The organism is Brevundimonas sp. LPMIX5 (assembly GCF_003576505.1).
Lineage (GTDB): Bacteria > Pseudomonadota > Alphaproteobacteria > Caulobacterales > Caulobacteraceae > Brevundimonas > Brevundimonas naejangsanensis.
On sequence record NZ_QWTZ01000011.1, the window covers coordinates 41,276 to 68,131 of the forward strand.

Consider the following 26,856-nt stretch of genomic DNA (forward strand, 5'->3'; position numbering starts at 1 on the left):
GCGCGCCTCACTCCGCCGGGGCGTGGCTTTCTCCGGCCATCCGCCGCTGCCCGGCGAACATCCGGTTCAGCATCCGCCGCCCGAAGCCGGCGATGTCGTCGATGATGGTGAACACCGCCGGGATGTAGAGCAGCGACAGGAAGGTCGAGGAGATCAGCCCCCCCAGGACAGCCACGGCCATCGGCGAGCGGAACTCCACGTCGGCGCCCCAGCCGATGGCGATGGGCACCATGCCCGCCCCCATCGCGAAGGTGGTCATCAGGATGGGCCGGGCCCGCTTGTGGGCGGCGTCCATGATGGCGTCGAAACGGTTCAGTCCGCTCTTCTCGGCCATGATGATGTAGTCGACCAGCAGGATGGAGTTCTTGGCCGCGATCCCCATCAGCATCAGCACCCCGATCAGGGCCGACATCGAGAAGCTCTTGCCCGCGATCACCAGGGCGATGAAGGCGCCGCCGATGGCCAGGGGCAGGGCCGCCATGATGGTGACCGGATAGGCGAAGCTTTTGAACAGCAGGGTCAGCACCGCATACATCAGCAGGATGCCGGACAGGAAGGCGATGCCGAAGCCCACCAGCATCTCCTGAATGAACTCGGCGTCCCCGGCTGGGACCTGTCGCACGCCGTTGGGCAGGCTCTTGACCGAGGGCAGGCGGTTGACCGCCTGACCGGCGGCGCCGGTGGTGATGCTGTCCAGCTCGGCCGTGATAGAGGCGATGCGCGACCGATCCTGGCGGCTGACCGTGGCCGGTCCGGCGCCGAATTCGATGTCGGCCACCGCGCTCAGCGGCACCGAGGCGCCCGAGGCGGTCGGCACCCGCAGGCTTTCCAGCACGTTCAGGTCCTCGCGCGCCGCCTCGGTCAGTTGCAGGCGAATGGGGATCTGACGGTCGCCCAGATTATACTTCGGCAGGTTCTGATCGACGTCGCCGATGGTGGCGACGCGCACCGCCTGCGAGATGGCCCCCGCCGAAACGCCCAGCAGGGCCGCCTCGTCGGGGCGCGGCGTGACCAGGATTTCCGGGCGGGCGATGGCGGCCGTATTGACCACATTGGCCAGCCCCTTCACGCCGCGCATCTCGTCCTCGACCTTACGCGCAGCCGCCTCCAGCGTCGCCGGATCGTCGCCCAGGATGGAGAAGGTGTAGCTGGTGCCGTCGCCGGGGCCGCCGCCCTGCTGGGCGATGCCGGCGCGGATGCGGGCGCCGGGGATCTGCTTCAGCTCATCGACCATGACGCGGGCGAAGGCCTGCTGGCTCAGCTCGCGCTTACCCTTGGCGACCATATCGGCGTAGACGTTGGCCTGATTGACCGACTGGCCGCCGACGGCGGCGTAGACCGAGGTGACCTCGGGCCGGGCGTTCAGCTTCTGGGTCACCTGCTGCACCACGGCGTCGGTCTGGCGCAGGGTGGCGCCCGGCGGCAGTTCGATCTGGAAGGCGGCGCGGCCTTCGTCGGCGGGCGACATGAACTCGAACGACATCTTGGCGACCACGGACAGGCCGATGGAGCCGAACAGGAAGGCCCCGCCCATGACGAAGACGATCCAGCGATGGCGCAGGCACCACTTCAGCGCCCGTAGATAGCCCCCCATCCAGAAGGGGTCCTTGTCCTCATGGTGGGTGTGCTTGAGCATATAGGCCGCCATCAGCGGCGTCAGCAGACGCGCCACCACCAGAGAGAAGAAGACGCTGATGCAGGCGGCCAGCGCAAAGGCCTTGAAGAACTGGCCGATGATGCCGGGCATGAAGCCCACAGGCGCGAACACGGCGATGATGGTGCCGGTCGTGGCCACCACCGCCAGACCGATCTCGTCGGCGGCCTCGAAGGCGGCGTCATAGGGCGGCTTGCCGTCGCGCATGTGGCGGACGATGTTCTCGATCTCCACGATGGCGTCGTCGACCAGAATGCCGATCGTCAGCGACAGCGCCAGCAGCGTCACCACGTTCAGCGACTGGTCCATCGGCCCCAGGATGGCGAAGGTCGGGATCAGCGACATCGGCATGGCCGTCGCCGCGATCAGGGTCGCCCGCCAGTCGCGCAGGAATATCCACACCACGATGACCGCCAGCACGGCGCCCAGGATCAGCGCTTCCAGCGAAGCGAGGTAGGATTCCTCGATGTATTTCACGCTGGACGTGACCTGTTCGATGGTCAGTTCGGGGTGGGCCTCGTCGATCTTGGCGACCTCGGCGCGGACCTTTTCCGAGACCTTGACCTCGCTGGCCTCGCGCGAGCGCAGGAAGTTGAAGGTCACGGCCTCCTGGCCGTTGTAGCGGGCCAGGCGACGCGGCTCGCTCCACTTGTCGACCACCACGCCCAGATCGCCCAGGCGCACGTTCTTGCCGTCGCCGACCGGCACAAGGGTCTCGCGCAGTTGTTCGACCGAACCGGCGGCGCCCAGCGTTCGCACCGCGCGCTCCGACCCGGCGATGGTGACGCGCCCGCCCGGCAGGTTGTTGTTGACGTTGGTCAGGGCCTGGCTGACCTGAGCCGCCGTGACGCCGTAGGCGCTGAGCCGTTGCGGATCCAGCTCGACGCGGATCTCGCGATCCACGCCGCCCGAGCGGTTGACCTCTCCGACGCCGCCCAGGGCCAGCAGGGCGCGGCTCATCTCATTGTCGATGAACCAGCTGATCTGCTCGGGAGTCATCGTCTCCGAGCGCACGACGTAGGTGATCAGGGCGTCGCCGGTGATGTCGATGCGCTGGACCGTCGGCTCCTGCATGTCCTGGGGCAGGCTGGCGCGCACCCCGCTCATGGCGTTGCGCACGTCGTTGGTGGCGCGCTCGGTGTCGGTGCCCAGTTCGAACTCGATGGTGGTCGAGGACACCCCGTCCGACACGTTGGAATAGATGTGGCGCACGCCCGACAGGCCGGCGATCGAATCCTCGATCACCCGCGTGACCTGCACCTCCATCTCGGTCGGGGCGGCGCCGGGGCGCGCGGCCGTGACCGCGACCAGCGGGAAGTCGATGTCGGGGTTGTTGTTGATCCGCATCCCGGCGAAGCCGGTCACCCCGCCCAGCGTCAGCAGCAGGAACAGCAGGATGACGGGGATGGGGTTCTTGATCGCCCAGGCGGAAATCTGGTTCATGGCCGGGCCTTATTTCTTGGCGGGCGCGGAGGCTGGAGCCGGGGCGGTCGCAGCGGCGGGCGCCGCAGCCGGTTTGGGCGCGGCCACCGTCACCTTGTCCCCGTCGTTCAGGAAGCCTGCGCCGGCCACCACGACCCGCATCCCGGCGTCCACCCCCTCGACCGAGGTCTGGTCGTCGTTGCGCGCCAGCACGGTCACCGGGGCGAAGCGTACCGAGGAGTCGCCGTTCAGCACGAACACCCCCGAACGGTTGCTGCGGTACAGAACGGCGTCGGTCGGCACCACGGTCGCCGGGCGGGCGCCCGCTTCGATCGCGGCGCGGGCGAACATGCCGGGCTTCAGCGCGCTGCCGGGGGCCAGGCTGATGCGCGCCAGGCCCAGACGGGTCTGCGGATCGACTTCGGGCGTGACGATGCGCACCGTGCCGGTCGTCGATCCGGCCTGGCTGGAGGTGATGGCCGCGCTCTGACCGGCCTGGATCAGCGGCAGTTCCGTCTCCGGCACCTGCGCGTCCAGCTCCAGACGGCCGTCGCGCACCATGCGGAACAGTTCGGTTCCGGCTTCGATGATCTGGCCCTTGGTGACGCTGCGCCTGATGATGAGGCCGCTGACGGGCGCGCGGATGGTGGCCTGCGACAGCCGGGTCTGGGTCTCTGACAGCGAAGCGCGCGCCGAGGCCAGATTGGCCGCCGAGGCGCGCTGGTTGGCCAGGGCCGTGTCCAGCGCCGCTTGGCTGAGGAAGCCCCGCTCCTTCAGCTCCTGCGCGCGGGAAAGGGCGGCGTCGTCGCGCGCGGCGTTGGCCTCGGCGGTCTGCACCGCCGCCTGCTGCTGACGCACCTGGGCGCGCAGCAGCACGTCGTTCATCTGCACCAGAGGCTGTCCCTGGCGGACATAGGAGCCCTCGTCGACATACAGGGTCGTCGCGGTCAGCCCGCCGGTTTCGGCGCCGACCGGCACCTCTTCCCAGGCGGTGACGGTGCCTGAGGCGACCACGGTGCGGGGCAGGGCGACCGTGGTCGCCGTCGCCGCGCTGACGGTCTGGCGCGAGGCGCCGGCCTCCTTGTCCTTGGGGGCGTCGCCGTGTCCGCCGCAGGCGGCCAGGGTCAGGCTGGCGGTCAGCGCCACGGCCAGGGCGCCGGTCAGTCGGGCCGAAAAGCGTCGAGAGGTCGCCACGTGGGGATATCCTGGGAGATTGAGCGTTCAGTCGGGCGCGCGCCAACCTTCTGTCCGGCGTCGCGGGCATAGCAACGCTGTTTAGCCCTTCGGCGATCCCCGCTCAAACGACTCGATCGCAATTACACAGAAGTAATCTGCGGGCGGCCGGATCGGGAGGCGCTGCGATCAGGGACGGGGGTCAGGGGCGATCCCGCGCCGGCAGGGCGGCGACTTCAGCGTCGGTCAGACCCTTGACTATACGAACGCTGCACGGCGTGTTGTCGAAGTCGCGGGGCGCCGAGACGATGCGGGTCCAGTCGCCCACGCACAGGCTGGTCAGGCCGCCGTTCGGCTTGAAGCCGATGGCCAGCGCATTCTCCAGGTCCGGGCAGGCGCCAAGCGTCTCCAACTGATAGACCGACTTCATTCCCGTGCGCACATAGACGTTGCGCCCGTCGTTCGAGACGCGGAAATTGCGAATGTCGCGCTGGAAGATGCACTGGCGCGCCGTCGTATTCGCGGTGGTCTGGCCGCCGCTGCCGCCACCGTTGACCGGCGCGCAACTGGCGATGGTGAAGCTGGCGGCCAGAAGGGCCGGAGCCATAGCGAGACGAAGGATCATGACGCTGCCTCGGTTGAAGTCGATCACGGCGGTGCGCCCGGTCTGAACCAGGCCGGTGGCGTTATGCACGACAACGCCGGGCGCGCCCGCTGGTTTCGCTCAAACCGCGTTATCGCCTTCGGTCAGCCAACGGGTCGCCGACAGCCGACGCGCCGCCTCGGCGCTCAGGGGCGAGGGCCGCCCCATCGCCAGGGCCGCCAGATGCTCGCCCAGCAGCGGCGCGACGCAGAAGCCGCGCGATCCCATCCCGGTCAGGACGAACAGGCCGGGGCGCCATTCGCCGCACAGGGGCAGGCGGTCGGGCGTCGTGGCGCGCACGGCGACGCGTCGTCCCCGCGCCTCGGCAGGCGCGGCGTCCACGCGCGCGGCGCATCGGGGCAGGGCGGCGCCGAGGGTCGCCCGGTTGCGGCCGCTGGCCTCGTCGGACGCCTCGGGCGCTTCGACGCCCCGGTCGTGGGTGGCGCCGTACAGCATTCCTCGTCCGGTCGGCGCGGCATAGCCGCCCCAGGCGGCTGGGACGCTCGGGGCGGACAGCGTTTCGTCTTCGATCCAGTCCGCCTGTCCGGCCACGGGCGACAGCGGCAGGTCCGGCGCCAGCCGGGCCGTCCCCCAGCCCGCCGCCAGCACCACGGCGTCCGCCTCGATCAGCACGGCGTCGTCTTCGTCCCGAACACGCCAGCCCTCCGCCAGCGGCTCCAGCCGCGCCACGCGCCCTGCGACCCGTTCTGCGCCCGCCAGCCACGGCTCCAGTACGGCGTCGGAGCGCACCGCCAGCGCCTGCGCCATCATCAGTCCGCCGCGCGCGGTAGGCTCGCCCAGATGTCGCGAACAGGCGGCCGCGTCCAGCCGCTGCATCGCCCCTTCGGGCCACAGGTCCTGAGCGGCGATCTTGTCGAAGCGGACGGGGTCGCGCGGCGTCTGCTCCAGTTGCAGCACCCCTTCGGCGACCACGGCGCCGGGCAGGGCGCGATACAGGCTGCCCGCCCGTTCCAGCGCCTGCGCATGGAAACCGGCGATCAGGGCGTCGCCCGCATCCAGCCGGGGCGTGACCAGCGACGCGGGAAAGCCCGAGGCCCCCGCGCCCGCCCGTTCGGCCTCGATGACGGTGACGCGCGCGCCCTCGGCGATCAGGGTGCGCGCGACGGCCGCCCCGGCGATCCCGGCGCCGACGACGGCGACGTGGACCGGGCGTTCCGGCCGGGGCTCGCCCGCCATCCGCGCCTCCAGCCGTTCGCGCTTGCGCCCGTGGCCGGGCTTTTTCTCGACCGTAAAGCCGTGCTCGGCCAGACCGCGCCGCACGGCTCCTGCGACGGTGAAGGTGGCCAGCCGCGCGCCCGGCGCTGAGCGCGTCGCGACCAGGGTCAGAATCTCGGGCGACCACATGCCGGGGTTCAGCGCCGGCGAAAATCCATCCAGGAACCAGGTGTCGGCGCCGCCCGACCACTGCTCCAGCGCCCACCGCGCGTCGCCGACGGCCAGGTCGATCGTCGCTCCCCACTGCGGCAGGTCCAGCCGGTGAAACCCCGGCGTCCCGGCGGGCCAGACCGCCAGCAGCCCGGCCGCCGTCTCGGCCAGTTCCGGCCAGGCGGCCAGCGCCCGCGCCGCCTCTTCGCGCGTCAGGGGGAAGCCTTCGATGGAGAAGACCTTGAGTCGCCCGTTCTCGGGCCGCGTCCGCCGCCACAGGTCCAGCAGGGCGACGATGTTCAGCCCGGTGCCGAAACCCAGCTCGCCTACGGTGAAGGCGGATCGCCCGCTCCACGCCTCCGGCAGTCCGCAGCCCTGCAGGAAGACCGCGCGGGTCTCGGCCAGCCCGTCGTCCTTGGAGAAGTAGACGTCGCCGAATCGGCCCGAGCGGGGCGAGCCGTCCTCGGCCCACACCAGTTGCGGAGAGGCGTCGTCGGGCGCGATGTCGTCGGGATGGGTCATGACGGCCGGTCTATCGACCCGCGCGACCGGGCGAAAGCGGGCCAGAGCTATGGGCCAGAACTAGGGGCAAGAAAAAAGGGACCGTCCGAAGACGATCCCTTTCTCCATCACGGTCCGGAGACCGCGATTTAAGACTGTGAAGTCTTAGGCAGCCGGAGCGGCCGGAGCAGCAGCGGCGTCGGCGGCCGGAGCAGCAGCGTCGGCGGCCTTGGCGGCTTCGCCAGCGGCTTCGCCAGCAGCGGCGGCAGCGTCGGTGGCGGCGGCGTCGGCCGTAGCAGCGGCGTCGGCAGCGGTGTCGGCGGCGGCGGTGGCGTCGGCAGCGGCGTCTTCAGCCTTGTCGGTGGCGGCGGGTTGGCAAGCAGCCAGGGCCAGAGCGGCGGCCGAAGCGGCGATCAGAGCGGTGATGCGCATAGTTTTCTTCCTTCAGAAGGTAAATGCGAGACCATGAACCTCGCTGAGGGAGTGATAACGGCTTCGTGAGGATAAGCGCAAGCGATTTCTCACGCGTTCGTGAAGACGTCGCGAGCGCATCTCGATTGTCGATGCGCCGATACTCCTCGCATCAGCCGCTGTGCGGAGGAGGGGGCCTGGTGGGATCCGTCGGATCATTGGGAAGCGGCGTGGGCGCGGCATCCGGATCCTGAGGCAAGGTCGGCGGCGTCGGGGCCGGAACGCCGTCGCCCGGCGGCGGATTGGCGGGCGACATCGTGTCGGGAGACGCCGTCGTCGCGGGCGGCTGTGCGGGCTGTGCGGGCTGGGCGGGCTGCGAGGACTGGGCGGCGGGCGAGGCCACGCCTTCGGCCTTTTCCGGCGCCCGCTCATTGCAGGCGCTCAGCAACAGGACTGCGCCCAGCGCGCTCAGGCTCGGCAGAAAGACTCTTGAGGACGGTCGCATTGGACGGCTCCTTTCAGAAACGGCCGCGCACGCAGCCGTGATCTTCAGAGAACCGTCGTGAACGCTCTGTGTTCCGAAAGTCGCTTCGGGCGCCCGTCAGGCGTCCATCGGCGCGGCGGCCAGGGCTTCTTCCATTTCGGTGAAGGACGGCTGGGCGGTCGAGGGAATGTCTCCGCGCCCGATCTCGACCGAGATCTGGGCCGCATTGCCGTGCAGGTGGGCCACCAGCACCGACTGGATGATCTTGTAGTAGGCGCCTTCCTCTTCGACGATGGCGTTCAGGCGCGAGGCGAACGGCCCGACCAGCCCATAGGCCAGGAAGACGCCCAGGAAGGTGCCGACCAGTGCGCCGCCGATCATGCCGCCCAGCACCTCGGGCGGTTCGGTGATCGAGCCCATCGTCTTGATGATGCCCAGCACCGCCGCGACGATGCCCAGCGCCGGCAGGCCGTCGGCCAGGGTCTGCAGGGCATGGGCCGGGGCCAGGGCCTCGTGGTGGTGCTTCTCCAGCTGCTTTTCCATGGCGTCCTCGATCTGATGCGGATCTTCGAGGTTCATGGTCATCATCCGCAGGGTGTCGCAGATGAAGTCGGTGGCGAAGTGGTCCTTCAGCACCTTGGGATACTTCTGGAAGATGGTGCTCTCGGCCGGCTTTTCGATGTGGCTTTCCAGGGCGATCACGCCCTTGGACTTCATCGTCTTGGTCAGCTGGAACAGCAGGCTCAGCAGATCCTTGTAGTCCTGCTTCTTCCACTTCGGCCCGGCGAAGCATTTGCCCAGCCCGCCCAGGGTGGCCTTGATCACCGGCAGGCTGTTGGAAATCAGGAAGGCCGCGATGCCCGCCCCGAAGATCGCCATCAGCTCATAGGGCAGCGAATAGAGGATGGTCGCCATCTTGCCGCCGTGCAGCAGGAAGCTGCCGAACACCATGGCGAACAGCATGACGATGCCGATGATCTGGAACATGGGGCGAGCGTGCGTCCTGCAGCCGATGGGTCAGGACGCCCTTATCGCGGTTAATGCTTAAGGGCGCGTTTCGGGAATCCCGGTTCGGCACAAAAACAACAGAAACCCTCTCCCGGCGGGAGAGGGCTTGAGCGCACGAGAGCGAAGCGATCGTTCTTTGCGCGAAAGGGTGAGGGGCTTGTCCTGTCAGTCGGCGTCAGCCGTCGCGCTGGCGGCCTTCGGCCGACCTCAACCGGCGAACCCTCACCCTTTCGCCTTGGCCAATCGCCTTCGGCTCTTGGAGGCTCAAGCCCTCTCCCAACAGGAGAGGGGCTCGGTGCTTAAAGCCGCGTCGCGCCGCTGAGGATGTTCTCGCGCGCCTTGGCGGTCAGCTTCTGATAGCCGGCCTTGCCGCCGCGCACATAGACGGCGCCGTCGACCTTTTCCGGGTCGAAGCCGTCGGCGACCAGATCGACCTTGCGGTATTTGAACGTCCCGGTGGTGTCGGCCGACTTCAGCATCCGCACGAACACCGGCCGCGCATAGGTCGGTAGTTGCTCGTCGGTCCAGGCGGCGAAGGCGGCGGCGTCGAACTTCTCGTCCAGCACCAGGCCGACCATGCCCGCCTTGCCCTCCTGGCCCGGCACCTCGACGCCATAGGCGATGACCTCCTGCACGCCCGGCGCCTCGGACAGGCGCTGCTCGACCTCGGCGGTCGAGACGTTCTCGCCCTTCCAGCGGTAGGTGTCGCCCAGCCGGTCCATGAAATAGAGGTAGCCCTGCCGGTCCTGGCGCATCAGGTCGCCGGTGCGGAACCAGCGGTCGCCCTTCTTGAACACATCGGTCAGGATCTTCTTCTCGGACGCCTTCTTGTCGGCGTAGCCCGAGAAGTCGTGGCGGATGTCGCTGCCGATCTGGCCGATGGCTTCGCCGGTCTCGCCGACGGCGACGGGAACGCACTGGCCGTTCGGTCCGCGCAGGGGCTCGCCCGTCTCCGGGTCCAGCGCGATCAGGCGGATGTTGATCTGCGACTTCAGATAGCTCGGCACACGGCCGATGGCGCCCGCCTTGCCGTCGAAGTTGAAAAGGGAGACGTTGCCCTCGGTCGAGCCGTAGAATTCCAGAATATCCTTGATGCGGAACCGGCTCTGGAACTCGGGCCAGACATCGGGGCGCAGGCCGTTGCCGAAGGCCAGCCGCAGCTTGTGATCCCGCTCGTCGGGGGTCTCGGGGCTGTTGACCAGATAGCGGCACAGCTCGCCGATATAGACGAACATCGTTGCGCCCGTCGCCTTCACGTCGGGCCAGAAATGGGTGGCCGAGAAGCGCCGTCGCGTCACCATCCGCCCGCCGTTCAACAGCACCGAGCCGACGCCGACCAGCCCGCCGGTCGAGTGATACAGCGGTAGGACGTTGAACAGCACGTCCTTGGGCGTCGAGGCCGTGGCCCCCGCGAAGGCGCGCATATAGGTCCGCACCCGCGAATGCGGCATCCGCGCCGCCTTGGGCAGGCCCGTGGTGCCCGAGGTGTAGATGTACAGGGCCGTGTCGCGGTTGGTCATGCTCTGACGCAGCGAGCGGTCGGGTCGCACCGAGGAGGCGCTGCGCACGGCGTTGTCCAGATCGCGGCGGCCGTTGGTCTCGTTCTCCTCGCCCAGACCGTGAACCCAGATCATCAGGTTGCGGTCGACCAGGCCGCGCGCGTCCTCGACCGCCTGCCAGCAGTCCTCGTCCGTCACCACGTTGAAGGCGGTCGAAATGGTCAGGCAGTGGGCCAGAGCCGCGCCGGTCAGATTGTTGTTGATCAGGGCGGTGGCCACCCCGACCTTGGAGAAGCCGAACCAGGCCGCGACATATTCCACGCGATTGTGCATCACCAGGGCGATGACGTCGCTGCGCTTCAGATTGCGGCTCTTGGCCCAGTTGGCGTAGCGGTTCGCCAGGGCCTCGAACTCGCGATAGGTCAGTTTGCGGGTCTCGTCCTCGACGGCGATGTTGGGGCCGAACCTGTCGACCGCCTCCTCGATGTCGTCACAGGCCAGGACGTCGCTGTCGAGGGTGATGGGCTTGATGCGCTTCAGAAGCCGGAACAGCCCGCTCGCGAACTTGATGTCACGCCGGATGTTTGCCGCCAGTCCCATGGGTGCGCCGCCTCTTCCCGATTTGCCTTTACCAAGGGTGATGAACGGCGCGGAGCGGCGGGTCAACCGGCGGCGGAGACGCAGGCGGGGCCATTCGACAAAAAGGCAAGCTTTCGCGCCGTTTTCAATGACGTAAGGTCAAGTCGAAGGGCGACGTAACGTCAATCTGATCCATCAATGACGGACGCGTTCACACCGGATCGTCTACAGATGAAATCCGTCGCCGGCCGCCATGACTGACGAAGGTCTGTTTCGCATCTCAGCGTGCGGCAGGGCTCACGCGCCAGACGGCGTCGCCCACGTCGTCGGCGACCAGCAGGGCGCCGCGGCCGTCTACGGCGACCCCCACCGGCCGCCCCATCGCCTCGCCCTGTTGATTGCGGAAGCCGGTCAGCACGTCCTGCGGCGGCCCGTCCGGCCGCCCGTCGCGGAAGGGGACGAAGATGACCTTGTACCCGGACGGCGGGTTGCGGTTCCACGAGCCGTGCTGGCCGATGATCGCCCCATTGCGCCACTTCGGCAGCAGGTCGCCTGTATAGAAGGTCAGGCCCAGCGAGGCTGTGTGCGCCCCCAGGGCGTAGTCGGGCCGGATCGCCCTGGCGACCATGTCGGGCCGGGCGGGCGTCACCCGCGCATCGACGGTCTGGCCGTAATAGCTCCACGGCCAGCCGTAGAAGCCGCCCGCCGTCACCGAGGTCATATAGTCGGGGACCAGATCGTTCCCCAGGGCGTCGCGCTCATTGACCGAGGTCCAAAGCCGCCCGTCCTGCGGGTTCCAGGCCAGGCCGACGGGGTTTCTCAGCCCCGAGGCGAAGACCCGCCGCGCGCCTGTCGCGACGTCGATCTCCAGGATGGCGGCGCGGTCGACCTCCTCGTCCAACCCGTTCTCGCCGATGTTGGAGTTGGAGCCGACCCCGACATAGAGCTTGGTCCCGTCGGCCGAGGCGACCAGACTCTTGGTCCAGTGGTGGTTGCGCCCGGCGGGCAGGTCCGCGACCTTGACCGGCGCCGCCTCGATGCGCGTCTGTCCCGTCCGATAGGGGACTTTGACCACGGCGTCGGCGTTGGCGACGTAAAACGTCTCTCCGACCAGGGCCATGCCGAAGGGCGAGGTCAGGCCGCTCAGAAAGACCGTCTTCGTCTCCGCCGTCCCGTCGCCGTCGGCGTCGCGCAACAGGCTGATGCGGTCGGCGCTGGGCCGGTCGCCCGACCCGGCGCGCGCCATCACCAGCCCCTCGATCCAGCCGCGCAGGCCGCCCTTCTTCGCCTTCGGCTTGGCGGGCCCCTGGGACTCGGCGACCAGCACGTCGCCGTTGGGCAGGACATAGAGCCAGCGCGGATGATCCAGCCCGGTCGCAAAGGCGTTCACCGTCAGTCCCGACGCTGCAACGGGCGTGCGTCCCTGCGGCCAGCCGACGGCGGGGGCGATCTTCACCATCGGCACGCTTTGCGGCTGCGGCGCGGGCAGGTTGGGCGCGGCGCCGAACCCGTCCGTTTCCGGCAGCACGCTTTCGGTCTCGCAGGCCGCGAGGGCGAGTGCGGCGACGAGAGGCAGGGCGAGGAAGAGGGGGCGAACAGACATGACGGACATCCTGAACGATTGCCCTTCATCATACGCCGTTTCGCGCGAGAAAGGGCGTCCCCCTTGAGCGGGCGGGGCGCCCTGCCTATCTGCCATCCCCGAAGCCGGGAGGGGCTCCATGCCAGCCGTCATTTCCATCGAAGGTCTGACCAAGACCTACAAGTCCGGCCATCAGGCCCTCAAGCGTGTCGATCTGGAGATCGAGAAGGGCGAAATCTTCGCTCTTCTGGGGCCGAACGGGGCGGGCAAGACGACGATGATCTCCATCGTCTGCGGCATCGTCACCCCGTCCAGCGGAACCATCATCGCCGACGGCCACGACATCCAGTCCGACTACCGCGCCGCCCGCACCCGCATCGGCCTGGTGCCGCAGGAGCTGACGACCGACGCCTTCGAGACCGTCTGGGCCACCGTCACCTTCAGCCGGGGCCTGTTCGGCAAGGCGCCGAACCCGGCCCATGTCGAACAGATCCTTCGCGACCTTTCCCTGTGGGACAAGAAGGACGCCAAGATCATGACCCTGTCCGGCGGGATGAAGCGCCGCGTCATGATCGCCAAGGCCCTGAGCCACGAACCGGACATCCTCTTCCTGGACGAGCCGACGGCGGGCGTCGACGTCGAACTGCGCCGCGATATGTGGGCCCTGGTGCGCCGGCTGCGCGATCGCGGCGTGACCATCATCCTGACGACCCACTACATCGAGGAAGCCGAGGAGATGGCCGATCGCGTCGGCGTCATCCTCAAGGGCGAGTTGATCCTGGTCGAGAAGACCGCCGACCTGATGCAGAAGCTGGGTCGCAAGACCCTGACCCTGAACCTGCAGGAGCCGCTGGCCGCCCTGCCGCCCGAATTGGCCGACTGGTCTCTGACGCTCAAGAATGACGGCGGCGAGATCGAATACGTCTTCGATTCCAACGCCGAGCGCACCGGCGTCCCGTCCCTGATGCGCCGCCTGTCGGACCTCGGCATCGGCTTCAAGGATCTCAGCACCCGCCAGAGCTCGCTCGAAGACATCTTCGTCGACCTGGTCCATCAGGATCGGGAGGCCGCGTGATGAGCTTCAATGGTTACGGAGTCTGGGCCATCTACCGCTTCGAGATGGCGCGGGCCCTGCGCACCCTGTGGCAGTCGCTGGTGACGCCGGTCATCACGACGTCGCTCTATTTCGTCGTCTTCGGCGGCGCCATCGGCAGCCGCATGACCGAGGTGGACGGCGTCCCCTACGGCGCCTTCATCGTGCCGGGGCTGATCATGCTCAGCCTGTTCACTCAGTCGATCTTCAACGCCTCCTTCGGCATCTACTTCCCCAAGTTCACCGGGACGATCTACGAGATCCTGTCCGCGCCCGTCTCGCCGCTGGAGATCGTGCTGGCCTATGTCGGGGCGGCGGCGACCAAATCGGCGATCCTGGGCCTGATCATCCTGGCCACGGCGGCCTTCTTCGTGCCGCTGCAGATATTGCACCCGTTCTGGATGCTGGCCTTCCTGATCCTGATCTCGACCACCTTCGCCCTGTTCGGCTTCATCATCGGGGTCTGGGCGCAGAATTTCGAGCAGCTCCAGTTCATTCCCATGCTGATCGTCACGCCCCTGACCTTCCTGGGCGGCGCCTTCTATTCGATCGAGATGCTGCCCGAGGGCTGGCGCACGCTCGCCCTGTTCAACCCGGTGGTCTATCTGATCTCGGGTTTCCGCTGGGCCTTCTACGGCGTGGGCGACGTCAGCGTTCAGGTCAGCCTGCTGGCCACGCTGGGCTTCTTCTTCGCCTGTCTGGCGGTGGTGGGCTGGATCTTCAAGACCGGCTATCGTCTGAAGAACTGAAGGCCACGAAAGCGCCGAACTCGGCGCTCACCGTCCTGGCCCTCTATCGCCTTTTCGACCTGATGCGCGCTCGCCTGAGCGCCGGAGACCGAATGTCCGACGCCGACGACAAGACCCAGTCCGCGCCCTTCCGCCGGGGCCAGATCACCTGGGGCCGCCCGCCCCAGGCCGCCTTCCACGTCGGCCCCCTGCCGCGCGACGAAGGCCTGGCGCGCCTGACCGCCATGCCGCCGCATCCCAAACCGGCGCAGCCAAGGCCCGCCCAGCCCCAGCCCCAGCCTACCCAGCAGACGCCGCCCAGGTCTGCGCCAGCAGCACCGCTGTCCGCGTCGCGCCCATCGGGCGTCTTCGGCGGCTCGATGGTGCCGCGCCGCCAGCCTGCGCCGACCGCCGCTCCACAGCCCCCCGCGCCCCAACCTGCCGCGCCTCAGCCCAGCGTGGCCGCCCGACCGACCCCGCCGCCCGCGCCGCGTCCGGCGCCTGAGGCGGTCGCTCAACCGACGCCCGCCGCCCCGCCGCTCGCAGCCCCGCCGTTCGCAGCCTCTGCGCCGTCTTCCGCGCCGCAGCCCGCAGCGCCCCAACCGGTCGAGCCTGTCGCTGCGCCGCTGGCCTCGTCTTCGAGCAAGCCGCGCTCGCGCTGGCCGCTCTATGTCGGCGTCGCGGCTGCAGCCGTTCTGGTTCCCGTGGCGGTCTGGCTGCTGGCCCGCTCCGGCGCTCAGGACGCGGCTTCGCCTGCACCCGCTGCGCCAGCGCCGGTGATCGAAACCCCCGCCGCTCCGCTCGAAACGCCCGCGCCCGCGCCGAGCGTCGCCGAGGCGCCCGCCGCCCTTGCGCCCGCGCCCTCGCGCAACGCCAGCCCCGCGCCCGTGCGTCCGGCGCCGGTCCCGGTTCGCCCGACGACAAGAGCGCCTGCGCCCTCTGCTCCGTCGTCCGCCATCCCTGCGCCCACGGCTCAGCCGCCCGCCGCCACGCCTGCGCCGATCGTGGTGACGCCGCCTGCCGCGCCAGCGCCGTCTGCCGCGCCTGCGCCGTCTGCGGTCCAGCCGGACGCTCCGGTGCAGGCCGAGGGCCCGCCCCCGACCCAGGCCCGCCCGGCCCAGACCGACCCCAACGCTCCGATCGTCACCCGGCCCCAGAAGCTGGACTGAAAAAGAAGCTGGACTGATCAGCGCGACAGCGGCGGCGCCGTCTGTTCGGCCAGCGGCGGCACACGAGTGTCGCGGCGGACGCTGTCGGGCATGAAGTCGGGATCAAAGGCGCCGCGCGTCGTCTCGGCGCCCATCTGGATGTACTGAGTTCCGTAAATCTGTGGTCGCCCCGCGCCCTGCAGATAGCGGTCCAGGCTGGCCGCCGCGATCCAGGCGGCGTCCTGGTATCCCTGGGCCAGGGCGGCGGTCGCCAACACATGGGCCTTCAGGATGTCGTCCGTCTCACGGCTGTGGTGGAAAATAAAAGCCGCGTGGAAGTAGTCGGCACCGGATCGGATCTCGCCGCGCTCCAGCATGGCTCGGGTCTCGGCCAGACGTTCGGCGTCGGCCATGCCCTCCAGCAGGTCGAGACGATGGTCCTGACGCGCCTTCTGATCGGCGTTGAACAGGGCGGTCAGCGCCGGATTGTCGGCCTGAGTGGCTGGCGCGGCGTCAGCGCGACCCTGAGAACCGCAACCGGACAGAAGCAGCGCCGCCGCTGCCAGGGGGATCAGACGTTTCATACCCCTCGATAAGGGGAACGGTCACGCTTGGCGCAAGAGAAGATACCCGCGTTCCACCATCCGGCGCAGGCCGTCATAGGCCTCGCTCAGTTCGTCATAGGCGGTGCGGGCGGCGGTCAGGCGGGCGACCTGATCGGGCGTCGCCGGGGCGCCGGATTCGGCCAGACGCACGGCCTCGGCGCCCCATCGCGCCCGCGCCTGCGCCGTCAGCACGGCCAGCTTCTGGAAGGCGGCGACGTCGACCTGGCTCAGCGCATGACCGATCAGTTCGCGGTTGGCGACATAGGCGGCGTAGTCGATCTGATCCAGCAGGCCGCGCAGGCGGCGTTGCTCCTGCGGCTCCATGTCCTCGGGCATGAAGTGGTCGCTGGAGCGGCGGCGGGACTGGGTCAGCATGGTCGACATGACGGCCTCGGACGAAACAGCGATCCGCAGCCTGACCCTGTTCTGGTTAACCGGTCGTTTGCACGCCCCGTTGCGCGTCCTGCTGAACGCCCTTCGGCGCCAGCTTCAGCCGCTCGCGATCCGGCGCGCCCAGACCGCGCGGGCAGCGCATCGGCCGATAGTCCTTGGAGTAGCAGAGCCGCGCCTCGCGGAACCAGCCGTCGGTGGTGGCGATGAACACGCCCTCGCGCGGGAAGCCCGGATTGGCCGCGACGAAGGCGTCGCGGATGGCCCCGGCGGTCAGGCGCTGGGCCGGAATGGCCTCCAGGTCCGGCTTGTTCAGACCGTCCCACATCTTCGCGGCCTGCGCGAAATAGGCCTCGGGACTGTCCCAGCCGCAGGTGCCATGCGCCGCCCATTCGTGCTGTTGCAGGCTAGGCGAGGGGATCATGCAGAAATGCTGGCGCACCGTTTCGACCGGAATGGCCGGGCCGGGCGCGGCGCAATAGCGCGGGTGTCTGTTGTCCGCGCCGTTGGGCCACAGCCCGTGCAGGGTTAGGCCGAACTGATTGGCCGCGCACTGATAGCGGGCGTCGGGATAGTCCTTGCCGCTGCGGCACGCCTGCGGCGACCAACTGACCGCCAGCATGTTGAAGGCCACGGCCACGTCGGCGGCGACCTCGTCCTGCGGGATGCGATAGGGGCGGGCCGGGCGCAAATCGTCCGGCACGTCGCAGACGGCGCCCGCGACCTGGGTCGGCCCAGGCTCGGCGCCGGTCGAGACGGTGCACGCGCCCAGCAGGAGCGTCAGGGCGGCGAGGGCGAAGGGAATGCGCATGGCCTACCCGTAAACCCTGCGTGATCACCGGCCAAGGCGGAACCCGCGCACGGCCCCGGCCATTGATAAGCGTAAGCATAAGAGGATGAGGCCCATGCCCGATCAAGACGCCTTTGAAGCCGCTCTGGAAGAGGCCATCGCCCTGTTTGAACAAGGCGAAAACATGAATCAGGCGCGGTTCGACGAACTGATCGCCGAACTGGAATCGCGCCGCCCGGCCCTTCACGCCGTGGCCGAGAGCGACCCGCGCGCCGAACGCGCCCGCGAGTTGGAGCGCCGCGCCGCAGAGCTCGAGCATCGCGCCGCCCAGGGCCACGGCCAGATGGACGAGGTCAACAGCCTGCTGTCGCCCCTGATGGGCAAGAAGTCGGAGACCTGATCCCTATCGACAGGCGACGACGCAGGCCTGCGCCAGCACCTCGGCGGAATCGATCAGGGGAGCTTTGATGTCCGCCTGATCCAGCAGCAGCGGCACCTCGGTGCAACCGCCGATCACCGCCTCGGCGCCTGCCGCGATCAGGGCCTGCGCCAGATCGCGCATGGCCGCCCGCTGTCTGGGGCCGACGTCGCCCGCCTTTACCGCGAACACGACCTGCATGAACCGCTCCTGTTCGGCGGGGGAGGGGGCGACCATCGCCAGCCCCTCGGCGCCCAGTCCTTCGGCGTCCAGAGCCCCGGCGTAAAGCCGCATCCCGCCCGGCGTGGCCAGCACCCCGACCCGCCGCGCCCCGGTCCCGGCCGCCGCCCTGGCCGTTTCCGCCACCATGTCGATGAAGGGCAGGCCCGCCGCGCGGATGGCGTCGGCATGGGCGTGGGCCGTATTGCACGGCATGGCCAGCACCTGCGCCCCTGCCGTCTTCAGCGCCTGCGCCATCTGTCCCAGCGCCTGTCCCGCCGCCTCGGGCTGGGTATGGCGATTGGGCACCTGAGGATTGATGTCGGCGATGACCCGCACATGGTCCTCGTCGCCCGCTGCCGGGGTCAGGGCCTGCACCCGCGCCAGAAAGGCCACGCTCGCCGCCGGTCCCATCCCGCCCAGAACGCCCAGAATACGGCTCATCTCGATCTCCCGGCGGCGCGTCCGCTTCAGGCGGCTCTCATGCGGCCGGAAGGCGTTGGAGGTAAAGCCCGCCTGCGCAAACTAAAGCTTCAAAACCTATGGTTCGCAGTTTTACTCATCTTTGATTTTAGTGTTCCACCCCGTCAGCTTAACGGCAGTATCAGCGGGCGGCGCTGTGCTGCACCTGCAGCGCCGTCGTCGCATCGCCTGATCCGCAGGGGCGCAGGTCGAAAAAGACGCCTGTTCGATAAAGATGGCTAACGCCGTGCGCTGGACGGAACCAACCAGCGGCTTGTTGGTTCTCACAGTCGGACCCGTCGGACGCCCCCCCAATCCCGACGAAGTCTGCGGCGGCCCGGCCTTAACGCCCCCCGACTGAGAAGCCGGGCCGCCCCCTCTCCCTCCTGAAGCCGTCGCGCTTGACCTGCCGCACAGACGGGCTAGGGTCGCGCCGTTCTCCGGGGGGTCGCAATCGAGCGGCTGAGATTGAGGTTTCTCCTCTGACCCGTCGAACCTGATCCGGGTCATGCCGGCGAAGGGACGAGTTCACTGCTTTCGACGCCCGAAGTCCGGCGCTTGAGGGCTCTCAAACCGCGCCGGCGGACCTCTTCTCGCAGGAGGCCGCCAAATGAATATCCACGTTTCCAACGAACAGCCGCACGAGCCGCAGGTCGACGTCGCCCTGGCCGACGCCCGCAAGCAGGTCGCCGTCGAGCACGGCACGATTCCTACCGGCCCCCGCACCGGCAGCGAGAAGGTCTATGTGGCGGGCGAGCTCTTCCCCGACATCCGCGTCCCCTTCCGCGAGGTCGCCGTCCACCCGTCCGCCAATGAGCCGCCGGTGACGATGTACGACTCCTCCGGTCCCTACACCGACCCGTCCGTCACCATCGACATCAAGAAGGGCCTGCCGCGCGTCAAATCCAGCTGGCAGCTGGACCGCGGCGACATCGCCCCCGTCCTGAACCCGCGCGAGGTCAAGCCCGAGGACAACGGCCACGCCAGCGGCAAGCACCTGGCCCCCCGCTTCGACGTCTCCAACCACCGCGTGTTCAAGGGCGTCGAGGGCCGCCCCGTCACCCAGTACGAATACGCCAAGGCCGGCATCATCACGCCCGAGATGGAATACGTCGCCATCCGCGAGAATCTGCGCCGCGAACAGACCGCGCCCTGCATCCGCGACGGCGAGGACTTCGGCGCCGCGATCCCCGACTTCGTCACGCCCGAGTTCGTGCGTCAGGAGATCGCCCGCGGCCGCGCCATCATCCCGCACAACATCAACCACCCCGAAGTCGAGCCGATGATCATCGGCCGCAACTTCCTGGTGAAGATCAACGCCAACATCGGCAACTCGGCCGTCCTCTCCAGCGTCGACGACGAGGTCGACAAGCTGGTCTGGGCCACCCGCTGGGGCGCCGACAACGTCATGGACCTGTCGACCGGCCGCAACATCCACAACATCCGCGACTGGATCATCCGCAACTCGTCCGTGCCCATCGGCACCGTGCCCATCTATCAGGCGCTGGAGAAGGTGAACGGCATAGCCGAGGACCTGACCTGGGAAGTCTTCCGCGACACCCTGATCGAGCAGGCGGAACAGGGCGTGGACTACTTCACCATCCACGCGGGCGTGCGCCTGCCCTTCGTGCCGCTGACGGCCAAGCGGGTGACGGGCATCGTCTCGCGCGGCGGCTCCATCATGGCCAAGTGGTGCCTGTCCCACCACAAGGAGAGCTTCCTCTACGAGCATTTCGAGGACATCTGCGACATCATGCGCGCCTATGATGTCTCATTCAGCCTCGGAGACGGCCTGCGCCCCGGTTCCATCGCCGACGCCAATGACGAGGCCCAGTTCGCCGAGCTGCGCACCCTCGGCGAACTGACCAGGATCGCCTGGGCCAAGGGCTGCCAGGTCATGATCGAAGGCCCCGGCCACGTGCCGATGCACAAGATCAAGGCCAACATGGACGAGCAGCTCAAGCACTGCCACGAGGCGCCCTTCTATACGCTCGGGCCCCTGACCACCGACATCGCCCCCGGCTATGACCACATCACGTCCGCAATCGGCGCGGCCATGATCGGCTGGTTCGGCACGGCCATGCTCTGCTACGTCACGCCCAAGGAGCATCTGGGCCTGCCCGACCGTCAGGACGTCAAGGACGGCGTCATCACCTACAAGATCGCCGCCCACGCCGCCGACCTGGCCAAGGGCCACCCCGCCGCCCGCGCCCACGACGACGCCCTCTCCAGAGCCCGCTTCGAGTTCCGCTGGGAGGACCAGTTCAACCTCTCCCTGGACCCCGAGACCGCCCGCAAATTCCACGACGAGACCCTGCCGAAGGAGGCGCACAAGACCGCCCACTTCTGCTCCATGTGCGGCCCCAAGTTCTGCAGCATGAAGATCAGCCAGGACATCCGGGATGCGGCCAAGGCGCAGAACGACGCGGGCGCCAGCCTCACGGACGCCGAGGCGGGCATGGCCGAAATGAGCGCGAAGTTCAGGGCCGGGGGCGGGGAGATCGAGGTGAAGGTTTAAGCGCAGACGCCGGGATCAGGGCTATGGACGCGAGGCGGATTCAGACTGGCCTCGCGGCCAATCCCCAGCGCGGAGCGCTACATCGAGGCAGGCGAAAACTTACCCGGGCTCGTCCCCTTCGGGAAACAGGTCAAAGCTCTCGCCCCTCTTGGGCGGAGACTTCTTTTCACTTCTTTTTTCGTCTTTCGGCCGACGAGAGCGAATCTCCGCCGCCAATTTTTGAGCTTCGACATACGTCAGCAAAAATGACGTAAGTTCATCCTCGCTCACCGAAGGAATATCAGCCTCTCCGAATACCTTAGCGATAACCGTGCCGTCGGAATCCTTTTCGGATAAATCCACGATTTCGATCAGCGCATCGACCCAGTCGCCATGGCAGAATGCTCGCCGTGCAAGGGCGTTGTAGAAACCTAGTTTCTTCGGAACCAGTGAGGAAAGACGCGGTTGAAGAACCGGGATGATTGGCTGATCGCCTCTCATGTACCAACATGAGGCCTTCGCCAAAATTGTGACATCGGGCCCCAAGCGCAGCCCCTGCACCTCCTTAAGACCCGCGTCGGGATGGTCCTTAAACTTGAACGTTTCGACCGGTCTACGCTCACCAAGCTCACAGAGAGCGGAGATCGACGCTGCTACCCGAGGATGGGCGCTTCCAAGTTGGCGGAGTACAGCTTCAGCGCTGAACTTGCCCTGTAGCGCAAAAGGCATAGACGCCCAGGTTCGCTCGTGGCTGAACCCAACGCGTATACCGTCGAATTTGGTTATCTCCGCAGCCGTTAGCGGAACATCTCCTTGATGCGTCACTGCAACGACAGAGAGTGCTTGCGGGTAGTTCGATCTCGACATTTCACCGATCGCTTGAATCACGCGCTAGCACATAACGTGAACGCTGACGCTTCGGTTGTCCAGCCTACGCAGATGCAAGCTTGTGGGCAGATCGAATGAGTTCGTTGGAGATGCTGCGATTAATATTCTGATGCGCGTTGAATTTCTTGAGCGCTTGGTCCCATGGCCCATCCGGGCGATGCGACAGCGCCGATAAAAGCCCAGCATCAACACCGATGTACAACCCAAATATGCCTCTTAAAATACTCTCATCTTCAGGGCATAAAAGTAAAACTGGAATCGTCTTCGATCGCGTTTTAGGGTTAAATATCGAAGCTTTTGAAGTTATTTTTTCTCGAGAGAAAATCTTAAACTCTTCATATATGCTAGGTATTACAGGGCCATAAGACCACGCCTCAAAGGTTTCTTTAACCAATGGCAATTTGGTGCGTATTAGGTAGTCGGCATGCACAAAATATAACAGTTTTTGCATTTTAAGAGGCGTAATGTCCGTGCGCATTTGCTCCGCCCAATCCAATAGAAGATTGGCCACAGCTTTTGCCGGATAGGGAGGCGCGGATGGGTGCGATGCCTCCATTTTTATCCCTCCCTCATATCAATGTTCACTATATGTTCCAATCAAGACATACGCAAATTGGTACACCTCACCCCGCTCTCTTGCTCCTAGATTGAGACGAAATCCAGATTCATGAGGTCTCTTACCTCGTTCCGCATAACATGCGCCCGCGTCCGATCTTGACGCACCCGTCCTCCATCCTCCGCCTTTCAGGCAGGAGGCGGCGCGATGGACGATCAGGCTTCGGGCGGGCGGGAGCAGGACTGGCCCGAGAAAGACTGGCATGAGGAGGCGCCGCGCATCGTCGCCTCCGGCCGGTGGGAGCAGGACGAGTACGGCGACACGACCTACATCCCCGACCATGTGCGGCCCTCGACCGCCGAGCGGGCCGAGGCGCCCCCTCCAAACCATGATGACGCCCCGCGCGGCTGTTATTACGAAGACCCGGCGCCGCCGGACGGCTATCGGGTCCGCTCCGAGGCGGTCTGGGCGGCGGCGCGGCGCGACTATCTGGCCGGGGATACGGCCGAGGCCGTCTGCGACCGCTATGGGCTGAAGCTGGGGACGCTGCGGTCCCGCGCCGCGCGCGAGGGCTGGCGCCGCTGCGACGCGGGCGACCCGGACCCCTGGCCTGACGAGGACGATCCGGTCGAGGATGCGGCGGCGGACGCCCCCGATCTGGCGGCGATGGCGGCTCAGGCCCTGATGCGGCTGAACCGGGCTGTGCGGCGCGGCCGGGCGGCCGAGGCGGCGTCGTGGCTGCGCACCTGGCGGGCGCTGACTGATCCGGCCCTGCTGGCCGCCGCCGAGCCTGAAAGCCCGCCGCCTGCGCCTGAACCTGACCCGCTCGACACGCTGGAAGCCGACATGAAGGCGGTCGCCGCCGTCGCCCGCGACGCCGCCCGTCTGGCCCCCGACGACCTGCTGGGCCGCCGCGCCGTCGAGGCCCGCATCGCCGTCCTCAGCGCCCGCCTCGCGCCGGAAGCAGAGGTGGCGATTTCAGACGATTCAGACGAATTGGACTCTGTTTTTTCCGCCGAGGCCGCGCCGCCCTGATCTTCTTCCGTCATCCCACGCTTTGGCGAGTGTCGCCGGAGGATGACGGAAGGGGTCAGCGTTTGCCCGCGATCTCGCGCAGGGCGTTGACGAACACCTGCGTCGGCTGGCCGCCGGAGATCAGATATTTGTCCTCCACCACCACGGCGGGGACGGAGGTGATGCCCCGCGCGCGCCACAGGGCCTGGGCTGTGCGCACCTCCTGCATATAGCGGCCGGAGGCCAACACCTCGGCCGCCTCGGCGCGGTCCAGCCCGGCGGCTTCGGCGGCCTCGGTCAGGACGCCCGCGTCCGAGACGTCGCGGCCGTTCGTGAAGTGGGCGCCCAGCAGGGCGTGCTTCAGCGCCGCCTGTTTGTCCGGCGCTGTCTCGCCGGCCCAGTGCAGCAGGCGGTGGGCGTCGAAGGTGTTCCACATGCGGCTGTCGTCGCGGAAGTTGATCTCGAACCCGACCTCGGCGGCGCGGGCGGTGATGGCGGCGCGGTTGGCGGCCGACTGTTCGGGGGTGGAGCCGTATTTGCGGGCCAGGTGCTCGCCCATGTTCTCGCCGTCCGGCGCCATGTCGGGGTTCAACTCGAACGGCTGAAACGTGATGTCAGCGGCGATCCCTTCGCCCTGCAGCCGCTCCAGCGCCTGCTCCAGCCCGCCCAGCCCCACGGCGCACCACGGGCACATGACGTCGGAGACGAAGTCGATCTTCAGCGGCTTGGGGGCGGGCGCGGTCATGGCGGCGGCTTTCGGAAACAGAAGGTATCGCCGGGGATATGGGCGCGGCGAAGAAGGAGGCAAGCGCGCTTCTCGCGCCGGGGCAGAAGGATTACACAGCGCCCATGAGCGAACTCACCCCTCCCGTCGTCGTCCTCGACAAGTCCCAGATGGCCGACAATATCGGCGCGGTCGCCCGCGTCATGGCCAACTTCGGCCTGTCCGAGCTGCGGCTGGTCAGCCCGCGCGACGGCTGGCCCCAGGACCGGGCCTGGGCCACGGCCTCCGGCGCCGACTGGGTGCTGGACGCGGTGAAGGTGTTCGACAGCGTGGCCGAGGCCATCGCCGATCTGCACACCGTCTTCGCCACCACCGCCCGCCCGCGCGAGACGCGCCAGCCGGTGCGCACCCCGCGTGAGAGCGCCCGCATCCTGTATGACGACACGGCCTCGGGCCTGAAGACCGGCCTGCTGTTCGGCGGCGAGCGCGCTGGGCTGGAGACGGGCGACATCGCCCTGTGCGCCGGGATCACCACCATCCCGATCGACCCCAAGCACCACTCGCTGAACCTGGCGCAGGCCGTGGCGATCAACGCCTATGAGTGGCGCACCCTGATCCTGGACGCCCCGCCGCCGCGCTTCCGCGAGGGCGAGCCGCCCGCGGCGAACGACCTGCTGCTGGGCATGTACGAACATCTGGAGGCGGAACTGGACAACGGCGGCTTCTTCTATCCGCCCGAGAAGAAGCGTTCGATGAGCCAGAACCTGCGTGTCATGCTGGGCCGGGCCGCCTTCACCGAGCAGGAGGTCGCCACCATGCGCGGCGCCATCCACGCCCTTTCGAAGGGGCGGGGGCGGGTGCTGGCCAAGCTGGCGGCGGAACGAGCCGAGGCGGCGAAGAAGGACAAGTGAAACTCGCCCTCGTCTATTCCCTGGCGGCGCTGGCCGAAATCGGCGGCTGTTTCGCCTTCTGGGCATGGCTGAAGCTGGATCGCTCGCCGTGGTGGCTGGCCCCGGGCGTGCTCAGTTTGATCGCTTTTGCGTGGCTGTTGACCCTGGTTCCGGCCGAGGCGGCGGGGCGGGCCTTCGCCGCCTACGGCGGGGTCTATATCGTGGCGTCGCTGGCGTGGATGGCGCTGGTCGAGAAGACGACGCCGGACCGCTGGGACGTCATCGGCGGCGCGGTCTGCCTGATCGGCGCGGCGATCGTCCTGTTCGGGCCGAGGGGTTAGAGGGCGCCGAAGAAGGCGGGCACGGTCTCGCTGGCGGGGCCATAGACGCCCTCGTCGAACAGGTTCGCGCCCTGCGTCGGTTCCAGATTGATCTCCACCGTCCGTGCTCCAGCCATGCGCGCCAGCTGGACGAAGCCCGCCGCCGGATAGACCGCGCCCGAGGTGCCGATGGAGACGAACAGGTCGCACTGCGCCAGCGCCGCCTCGATCCGCTCCATCTCCAGCGGGATTTCCCCGAACCAGACGATGTGCGGGCGTAGGGTTCCATGCGGGTGGTGGGGCGAAACGTGGGCCGCCTCTAGATCTTCATGCCAGTCGCAGACGACGCCCGAGGCGGTGCAGCGCGCCTTCTTCAGTTCGCCGTGCATGTGGATCAGCTCGAAGCCCGAGGCGGGCGGCGTCTCCACTTGCGCCCGGTCGTGCAGGTCGTCGACGTTCTGGGTGACCAGCAGGAAGTCGCCCGCCCACCGCGCCGCCAGATCGGCCAGGGCCCGGTGCGCGGCGTTGGGGTGCACGCTGGCCAGTTGCCGGCGGCGCTGGTTGTAGAAGTCCTGCACAAGGGCGGGGTCAGCGGCGAAGCCCTCGGGCGTGGCGACGGCTTCGACGCGATGCCCCTCCCACAGGCCGTCGGAGGCGCGGAAGGTGGGAACGCCGCTCTCGGCCGAGACGCCGGCGCCGGTCAGGATGACGAGGTTCATGCAGGGCTCCTTGGCGCGGACAGGCGGTCGTGAAGCCAGTCGATCATGGCGCGGACCTTGGGCGGGACATGGCGGGGATGGGGGTGGACGGCCCAGACGCCTTCATCGGGCGGGCGTTGGTCATCGAGCAAGGAGACGAGGGCGCCCGACGCCAAAGCCTCGGCCACATAGAAGTCAGGCAACTGGCACAGGCCGAGGCCTTGCAACACCGCATCCAGCACCGCCGCGCCGGAGTTGCAGCGCCAGCGGCCGGTGGGGCGAAGGCTGACCTCGCGCCCCGCCTCGGTGAAGCGCCAGTGCTCGGCTGAGCCGATCAGGCCGTCGTGGCTGGCGACCTCGGAAAGGTCGCGCGGGGCGCCGCGACGGGCCAGATAGTCGGGGCTGGCGCACAGGATCAGTCGCCGCGAGGCCAGCCGCCGCGCCATCAGGCGGGAGTCGGTCAAGTGGCCGAAGCGCACCGCCAGATCATAGCCGTCGCCGACCAGGTCGCGCAGGCGGTTGTCGAGGTCCAGTTCGATGCGCAGTTCGGGGTTCAGCTTCGCGAAGGCGTTGACGGCGGGGGCGATGAACCGCTCGCCATAGGAGACGGAGCAGGTCATGCGCAGCAGGCCGCGCGGGGCCTGATCGTCCGGCTGGACGGCGGCCAGGGCCTCGTCGCGTTCGTCGATCAGGCGGCGGCAGCGGGCCAGGAAGTCGCGGCCCGCGTCGGTCAGCTCGACCCGGCGGGTGGTGCGGTGGAGCAGGCGCGTTTGAAGGCGGTCCTCCAGCCGGGCGATCTCGCGACTGACGGCCGAGGTCGACAGGCCCAGACGCCGGGCGGCGGCCGAGAAGCTGGCCTGTTCGGCGACAGCGGTGAATTCGTCGATTCCGTCCCAACGGCTCATGGGGACGTTGGATCAGGATTGTTGCTCAACGGCAATAATGTTTTGCGGTTGTCGCCGTTTCGACCCAGCCGTAACGGGCGTAGTAAGGTCATCAATCATCACCTCTCCCGCCTTAGTCCCTGAAGCAGCGAGCGACCGCGTCGCAAGCGATAGGGACGTCCGAAGGACC

General features: G+C 67.9%; 26 protein-coding genes and 1 riboswitch. Of the genes, 8 read left to right on the forward strand and 18 right to left on the reverse strand.

Going from position 1 to position 26,856, the window contains the following annotated elements; genetic code table 11:
* Nucleotides 1-7: 7 nt before the first annotated feature.
* The 9 genes from D1604_RS11145 to D1604_RS11185 all read right to left on the reverse strand — a co-directional run bounded on the left by D1604_RS11145 (nt 8) and on the right by D1604_RS11185 (nt 12,372).
* A complete protein-coding gene (locus tag D1604_RS11145) occupies nt 8-3,097 on the reverse strand; it encodes an efflux RND transporter permease subunit (RefSeq protein ID WP_119413335.1) in 3,090 nt (1,029 codons plus the stop codon).
* A gap of 9 nt (nt 3,098-3,106) precedes the next feature.
* Complete coding sequence (locus tag D1604_RS11150) at nt 3,107-4,270, reverse strand: efflux RND transporter periplasmic adaptor subunit (RefSeq protein ID WP_233552053.1); 1,164 nt, start codon at nt 4,268-4,270, stop codon at nt 3,107-3,109.
* Nucleotides 4,271-4,451: 181 nt separating this feature from the next.
* On the reverse strand, nt 4,452-4,943 hold the full coding sequence (locus tag D1604_RS11155; protein ID WP_119413336.1) for a DUF6491 family protein: 492 nt from the start codon (nt 4,941-4,943) through the stop codon (nt 4,452-4,454).
* 30 nt (nt 4,944-4,973) lie between these two features.
* Nucleotides 4,974-6,800: an FAD-dependent 5-carboxymethylaminomethyl-2-thiouridine(34) oxidoreductase MnmC gene (mnmC, locus tag D1604_RS11160; protein ID WP_119413337.1), complete on the reverse strand. Its 1,827-nt coding sequence runs from the start codon at nt 6,798-6,800 to the stop codon at nt 4,974-4,976.
* A 144-nt stretch (nt 6,801-6,944) separates the two neighbouring features.
* Complete coding sequence (locus tag D1604_RS11165) at nt 6,945-7,211, reverse strand: hypothetical protein (RefSeq protein ID WP_024354532.1); 267 nt, start codon at nt 7,209-7,211, stop codon at nt 6,945-6,947.
* 151 nt (nt 7,212-7,362) lie between these two features.
* Complete coding sequence (locus tag D1604_RS11170; protein ID WP_119413338.1) at nt 7,363-7,695, reverse strand: hypothetical protein; 333 nt, start codon at nt 7,693-7,695, stop codon at nt 7,363-7,365.
* A 96-nt stretch (nt 7,696-7,791) separates the two neighbouring features.
* Complete coding sequence (gene motA / locus D1604_RS11175) at nt 7,792-8,661, reverse strand: flagellar motor stator protein MotA (RefSeq protein WP_003170169.1); 870 nt, start codon at nt 8,659-8,661, stop codon at nt 7,792-7,794.
* A 320-nt stretch (nt 8,662-8,981) separates the two neighbouring features.
* Nucleotides 8,982-10,781 carry a long-chain-acyl-CoA synthetase gene (locus D1604_RS11180; protein WP_119413339.1) on the reverse strand — a complete coding sequence of 600 codons (1,800 nt, stop codon included), beginning with the start codon at nt 10,779-10,781 and terminating at the stop codon, nt 8,982-8,984.
* 259 nt (nt 10,782-11,040) lie between these two features.
* Nucleotides 11,041-12,372: a PQQ-dependent sugar dehydrogenase gene (locus D1604_RS11185; RefSeq protein WP_119413340.1), complete on the reverse strand. Its 1,332-nt coding sequence runs from the start codon at nt 12,370-12,372 to the stop codon at nt 11,041-11,043.
* A 109-nt stretch (nt 12,373-12,481) separates the two neighbouring features.
* Here D1604_RS11185 and D1604_RS11190 point away from each other — a divergent pair, with 109 nt between their 5' ends.
* The 3 genes from D1604_RS11190 (at nt 12,482) to D1604_RS11200 (ending at nt 15,332) form a co-directional block, all read left to right on the forward strand.
* Nucleotides 12,482-13,417: an ABC transporter ATP-binding protein gene (locus D1604_RS11190; protein ID WP_119413341.1), complete on the forward strand. Its 936-nt coding sequence runs from the start codon at nt 12,482-12,484 to the stop codon at nt 13,415-13,417.
* A complete protein-coding gene (locus D1604_RS11195) occupies nt 13,417-14,184 on the forward strand; it encodes an ABC transporter permease (RefSeq protein WP_119413342.1) in 768 nt (255 codons plus the stop codon). The genes D1604_RS11190 and D1604_RS11195 overlap by 1 nt, the downstream gene beginning before the upstream one ends.
* A 92-nt stretch (nt 14,185-14,276) precedes the next feature.
* Complete coding sequence (locus D1604_RS11200; RefSeq protein ID WP_119413343.1) at nt 14,277-15,332, forward strand: hypothetical protein; 1,056 nt, start codon at nt 14,277-14,279, stop codon at nt 15,330-15,332.
* 17 nt (nt 15,333-15,349) lie between these two features.
* On the opposite strand, the gene D1604_RS11205 is transcribed toward D1604_RS11200, so the two are convergent.
* From D1604_RS11205 to D1604_RS11215, 3 genes are read right to left on the reverse strand one after another with little or no spacing between them, the layout of a single operon-like run.
* Complete coding sequence (locus tag D1604_RS11205) at nt 15,350-15,895, reverse strand: hypothetical protein (protein WP_119413344.1); 546 nt, start codon at nt 15,893-15,895, stop codon at nt 15,350-15,352.
* A gap of 21 nt (nt 15,896-15,916) precedes the next feature.
* The gene (locus tag D1604_RS11210) at nt 15,917-16,300 is read right to left on the reverse strand and encodes a hypothetical protein (RefSeq protein ID WP_119413345.1); all 384 of its coding nucleotides are present in this window, start codon (nt 16,298-16,300) and stop codon (nt 15,917-15,919) included.
* Nucleotides 16,301-16,346: 46 nt separating this feature from the next.
* Nucleotides 16,347-17,117 carry a ribonuclease T2 family protein gene (locus D1604_RS11215; RefSeq protein WP_119413346.1) on the reverse strand — a complete coding sequence of 257 codons (771 nt, stop codon included), beginning with the start codon at nt 17,115-17,117 and terminating at the stop codon, nt 16,347-16,349.
* 94 nt (nt 17,118-17,211) lie between these two features.
* Between D1604_RS11215 and D1604_RS11220 the strand changes: the two genes are divergently transcribed.
* Nucleotides 17,212-17,496: a hypothetical protein gene (locus D1604_RS11220; protein ID WP_024354543.1), complete on the forward strand. Its 285-nt coding sequence runs from the start codon at nt 17,212-17,214 to the stop codon at nt 17,494-17,496.
* 3 nt (nt 17,497-17,499) lie between these two features.
* Here D1604_RS11220 and D1604_RS11225 read toward each other — a convergent pair whose 3' ends face one another.
* On the reverse strand, nt 17,500-18,177 hold the full coding sequence (locus D1604_RS11225) for an aspartate/glutamate racemase family protein (protein ID WP_119413347.1): 678 nt from the start codon (nt 18,175-18,177) through the stop codon (nt 17,500-17,502).
* Between the two features lie 449 nt (nt 18,178-18,626).
* Nucleotides 18,627-18,736: riboswitch (TPP riboswitch) on the forward strand.
* Between the two features lie 69 nt (nt 18,737-18,805).
* Between D1604_RS11225 and thiC the strand changes: the two genes are divergently transcribed.
* On the forward strand, nt 18,806-20,713 hold the full coding sequence (thiC, locus tag D1604_RS11230) for a phosphomethylpyrimidine synthase ThiC (RefSeq protein WP_233552056.1): 1,908 nt from the start codon (nt 18,806-18,808) through the stop codon (nt 20,711-20,713).
* A gap of 99 nt (nt 20,714-20,812) precedes the next feature.
* Here the strand turns inward: thiC and D1604_RS15650 are convergent, their stop codons facing one another.
* The gene (locus D1604_RS15650; protein ID WP_147399910.1) at nt 20,813-21,580 is read right to left on the reverse strand and encodes a hypothetical protein; all 768 of its coding nucleotides are present in this window, start codon (nt 21,578-21,580) and stop codon (nt 20,813-20,815) included.
* 43 nt (nt 21,581-21,623) lie between these two features.
* On the reverse strand, nt 21,624-22,136 hold the full coding sequence (locus D1604_RS11235) for a Panacea domain-containing protein (protein WP_119413348.1): 513 nt from the start codon (nt 22,134-22,136) through the stop codon (nt 21,624-21,626).
* Between the two features lie 207 nt (nt 22,137-22,343).
* Here D1604_RS11235 and D1604_RS11240 point away from each other — a divergent pair, with 207 nt between their 5' ends.
* Nucleotides 22,344-23,171 (forward strand): hypothetical protein, encoded by an 828-nt coding sequence (locus D1604_RS11240; protein ID WP_119413349.1) that lies wholly within the window; start codon nt 22,344-22,346, stop codon nt 23,169-23,171.
* A 55-nt stretch (nt 23,172-23,226) separates the two neighbouring features.
* Here D1604_RS11240 and D1604_RS11245 read toward each other — a convergent pair whose 3' ends face one another.
* Nucleotides 23,227-23,895, reverse strand: coding sequence for a DsbA family oxidoreductase (locus tag D1604_RS11245; protein WP_119413350.1), 669 nt, complete (start codon nt 23,893-23,895; stop codon nt 23,227-23,229).
* A gap of 104 nt (nt 23,896-23,999) precedes the next feature.
* Here D1604_RS11245 and D1604_RS11250 point away from each other — a divergent pair, with 104 nt between their 5' ends.
* Nucleotides 24,000-24,785, forward strand: coding sequence for an RNA methyltransferase (locus D1604_RS11250; RefSeq protein WP_119413375.1), 786 nt, complete (start codon nt 24,000-24,002; stop codon nt 24,783-24,785).
* Entirely contained in the window at nt 24,782-25,105 is a 324-nt protein-coding gene (locus D1604_RS11255) for a YnfA family protein (protein WP_119413351.1), read from the forward strand. Before D1604_RS11250 ends, D1604_RS11255 begins: the two co-directional genes overlap by 4 nt.
* On the opposite strand, the gene D1604_RS11260 is transcribed toward D1604_RS11255, so the two are convergent.
* Together D1604_RS11260 and D1604_RS11265 are read right to left on the reverse strand one after the other, a co-directional pair.
* Nucleotides 25,102-25,803 carry an NAD-dependent deacylase gene (locus D1604_RS11260; protein ID WP_119413352.1) on the reverse strand — a complete coding sequence of 234 codons (702 nt, stop codon included), beginning with the start codon at nt 25,801-25,803 and terminating at the stop codon, nt 25,102-25,104. The genes D1604_RS11255 and D1604_RS11260 overlap by 4 nt on opposite strands.
* A complete protein-coding gene (locus D1604_RS11265) occupies nt 25,800-26,687 on the reverse strand; it encodes a LysR family transcriptional regulator (RefSeq protein ID WP_119413353.1) in 888 nt (295 codons plus the stop codon). The genes D1604_RS11260 and D1604_RS11265 overlap by 4 nt, the downstream gene beginning before the upstream one ends.
* Between the last annotated feature and the right edge of the window lie 169 nt (nt 26,688-26,856).

Coding starts and splice junctions, on each gene's coding strand:
- thiC (WP_233552056.1), top strand. CDS start 18,806: ATGAATATCCACGTTTCCAACGAACAGCCGCACGAGCCGCAGGTCGAC.
- D1604_RS11215 (WP_119413346.1), bottom strand. CDS start 17,117: ATGCGCATTCCCTTCGCCCTCGCCGCCCTGACGCTCCTGCTGGGCGCG.
- D1604_RS11200 (WP_119413343.1), top strand. CDS start 14,277: ATGTCCGACGCCGACGACAAGACCCAGTCCGCGCCCTTCCGCCGGGGC.
- D1604_RS11195 (WP_119413342.1), top strand. CDS start 13,417: ATGAGCTTCAATGGTTACGGAGTCTGGGCCATCTACCGCTTCGAGATG.
- D1604_RS11235 (WP_119413348.1), bottom strand. CDS start 22,136: ATGGAGGCATCGCACCCATCCGCGCCTCCCTATCCGGCAAAAGCTGTG.
- D1604_RS11225 (WP_119413347.1), bottom strand. CDS start 18,177: ATGAGCCGTATTCTGGGCGTTCTGGGCGGGATGGGACCGGCGGCGAGC.
- D1604_RS11170 (WP_119413338.1), bottom strand. CDS start 7,695: ATGCGACCGTCCTCAAGAGTCTTTCTGCCGAGCCTGAGCGCGCTGGGC.
- D1604_RS11210 (WP_119413345.1), bottom strand. CDS start 16,300: ATGTCGACCATGCTGACCCAGTCCCGCCGCCGCTCCAGCGACCACTTC.
- D1604_RS11240 (WP_119413349.1), top strand. CDS start 22,344: ATGGACGATCAGGCTTCGGGCGGGCGGGAGCAGGACTGGCCCGAGAAA.
- motA (WP_003170169.1), bottom strand. CDS start 8,661: ATGTTCCAGATCATCGGCATCGTCATGCTGTTCGCCATGGTGTTCGGC.
- D1604_RS11180 (WP_119413339.1), bottom strand. CDS start 10,781: ATGGGACTGGCGGCAAACATCCGGCGTGACATCAAGTTCGCGAGCGGG.
- D1604_RS11265 (WP_119413353.1), bottom strand. CDS start 26,687: ATGAGCCGTTGGGACGGAATCGACGAATTCACCGCTGTCGCCGAACAG.
- D1604_RS11165 (WP_024354532.1), bottom strand. CDS start 7,211: ATGCGCATCACCGCTCTGATCGCCGCTTCGGCCGCCGCTCTGGCCCTG.
- D1604_RS11145 (WP_119413335.1), bottom strand. CDS start 3,097: ATGAACCAGATTTCCGCCTGGGCGATCAAGAACCCCATCCCCGTCATC.
- mnmC (WP_119413337.1), bottom strand. CDS start 6,800: ATGACCCATCCCGACGACATCGCGCCCGACGACGCCTCTCCGCAACTG.
- D1604_RS11190 (WP_119413341.1), top strand. CDS start 12,482: ATGCCAGCCGTCATTTCCATCGAAGGTCTGACCAAGACCTACAAGTCC.
- D1604_RS11250 (WP_119413375.1), top strand. CDS start 24,000: ATGAGCGAACTCACCCCTCCCGTCGTCGTCCTCGACAAGTCCCAGATG.
- D1604_RS11220 (WP_024354543.1), top strand. CDS start 17,212: ATGCCCGATCAAGACGCCTTTGAAGCCGCTCTGGAAGAGGCCATCGCC.
- D1604_RS11260 (WP_119413352.1), bottom strand. CDS start 25,803: ATGAACCTCGTCATCCTGACCGGCGCCGGCGTCTCGGCCGAGAGCGGC.
- D1604_RS11245 (WP_119413350.1), bottom strand. CDS start 23,895: ATGACCGCGCCCGCCCCCAAGCCGCTGAAGATCGACTTCGTCTCCGAC.
- D1604_RS11185 (WP_119413340.1), bottom strand. CDS start 12,372: ATGTCCGTCATGTCTGTTCGCCCCCTCTTCCTCGCCCTGCCTCTCGTC.
- D1604_RS11205 (WP_119413344.1), bottom strand. CDS start 15,895: ATGAAACGTCTGATCCCCCTGGCAGCGGCGGCGCTGCTTCTGTCCGGT.